Below are 1,766 nucleotides of genomic sequence, written 5' to 3'. Positions count from 1 at the left end.
GCCCGACTGCAAGGGCAGCAACTGCGGCCCCAGGCGCCCCTTGGCGATTTCATGGCGAAAGAAGTCGATCAGGTTGTCGGCGATTTGGCGCGAGGTTTCATCCGGCGGCGCAAACGCGCTGTTGCGATCGGGCGCATTGGTTTCCACTACCGCGATGACCTTGGACGGGTCCAGGCGCAGGTAAGGTTCGCCGATGCGATCCTCTGGCTTGAGCAGCGGAATCGGCTTGCGATGAGGCGGCAGCGCCGTGCCGTAGTACACATCGTGCATGCCGTCCATTTCGATCGGCTGCCAATGGTTGACCTCCACGATCACCTTGTCCGCCAGATCCAGCCAGGTCTTGTTGTTGCCCACCGAGGAGGACGGCAACAGGCTGCCATCGGGCATGATCGCCGTGGCTTCGATGATGGCCAGGTCCATATTGCCGAAGAAGCCGAACCACGCGTACTGCGCGACATGGCTGAGATGGATGTCCAGGTAATCCATTTCGCCGCGATTGATGCGTCCACGCAGCTCCGGATCGGACTGGTACGGCAAGCGCAAATCGATGCCATCGGCTTTGGCCAGCGCCCCGTCCAGCTCGGGTGCGGTGGAGGCACCGGTCAGCACGCTCACGCGGAAGCGTTCGCCCCGCTCCTGGCTCGCCAGCATGCGCGTCGCCAGCGCCTGCGGCACCGACTTGGGATAACCCGCGCCGGTGAAACCGCTCATGCCGATCGTCATGCCGGGCTCGATCAGTTCCGCCGCCTGGGCTGCCGTCATGACCTTGTCGGCGAGCCCCGCATGGCGGATGCGCGTACTCATGGTGCTGTCTCCTGGTTGCGATCCGCCCATGGTAACGCCCGATCACGTCAAACCTTTGGCAAGTTAGACGATGGTCGGTGAGGGTTGCCGATCAAAGCGCGATCACGTACTCGCGAAAGTGCGGCTCCCGCTGCCAGCCCAGTGATTCGTACACGCGCTGCGCGGCCTCATTCGTATGCGCCGTTGTCAGGGACATGCCGACCGCGCCGACCGCCCGGGCATACACCACCGCCTCATGCATCAACGCTACCGCCACGCCGCGACGGCGCGCCGCAGGTGCCACGAACAGATCATTGAGCAGATACGTGCGCGCCATGCGCACCGAGGAAAACAACGGATACAGCTGCACGAAACCCAGGCCTTCGCCTTCGTCGTCCACGGCAAGCAACACCACCGACTCGTGATGCTGGAATCGCGCCAGGAGGAACGCGCGTGCGCGCTCCGCATCGGACGGCTGTCCATAGAACTGGCGATAGCCATCGAACAGCGGCACGAGCCGTTCGAGGTCGTGAATGGTGGCCTGCCGAACGTTGACCGACATATCCGTTGTCCCGATGGAGTGAACACCGGTGCAGTATGTGGCAGCGCTGCGCAGCTAGCCTATGACCACTTTGTCGCGCTCGCGCGGCCAATGGCCGGTGAACGCTCAGGCTCGGTGATAGGGGTGCCCGGACAACAAAGTGGTGGCACGGTAGAGCTGCTCGGCCAGCACCAGGCGCACCAACATGTGCGGCAAGGTAAGCGGCCCCAGCGACCAGCTCTGGTCGGCACGCGCCAGTACCTCCGGTGCATGCCCGTCCGGGCCGCCAATCAAGAACGCCAGATCGCGCCCGGACATGCGCCACTTGGCCAACTGCGCAGCGAGGTCCTCGCTGGACCAGGTTTTGCCGCGCCCATCCAGCGCCACCACATGGATGTCACGTGGCAACGCCGCGAGAATCGCGGCGCCTTCGTCCTGGATC

2 protein-coding genes and 1 pseudogene are annotated in these 1,766 nt (G+C 64.1%); all 3 read right to left on the bottom strand.

Annotation, left to right across the window (positions count from 1 at the left end):
- A pseudogene (locus JHD67_RS21310) lies at positions 1-804 on the bottom strand (propionyl-CoA--succinate CoA transferase); the annotation flags it as partial.
- A 91-nt stretch (positions 805-895) separates the two neighbouring features.
- Positions 896-1,345 (bottom strand): GNAT family N-acetyltransferase, encoded by a 450-nt coding sequence (locus JHD67_RS21305; RefSeq protein WP_199101147.1) that lies wholly within the window; start codon positions 1,343-1,345, stop codon positions 896-898.
- Positions 1,346-1,450: 105 nt separating this feature from the next.
- The coding region (gene rlmH / locus JHD67_RS21300; protein WP_199101146.1) for a 23S rRNA (pseudouridine(1915)-N(3))-methyltransferase RlmH at positions 1,451-1,766 on the bottom strand (316 nt) is incomplete at its 5' end.

The sequence above is a fragment of the Dyella sp. ASV21 genome (genome assembly GCF_016428975.1).
Taxonomy (GTDB): domain Bacteria; phylum Pseudomonadota; class Gammaproteobacteria; order Xanthomonadales; family Rhodanobacteraceae; genus Dyella.
The sequence above is the reverse complement of the archived record's forward strand: the minus strand, read 5'-3'. Positions and strand labels throughout refer to the sequence as shown.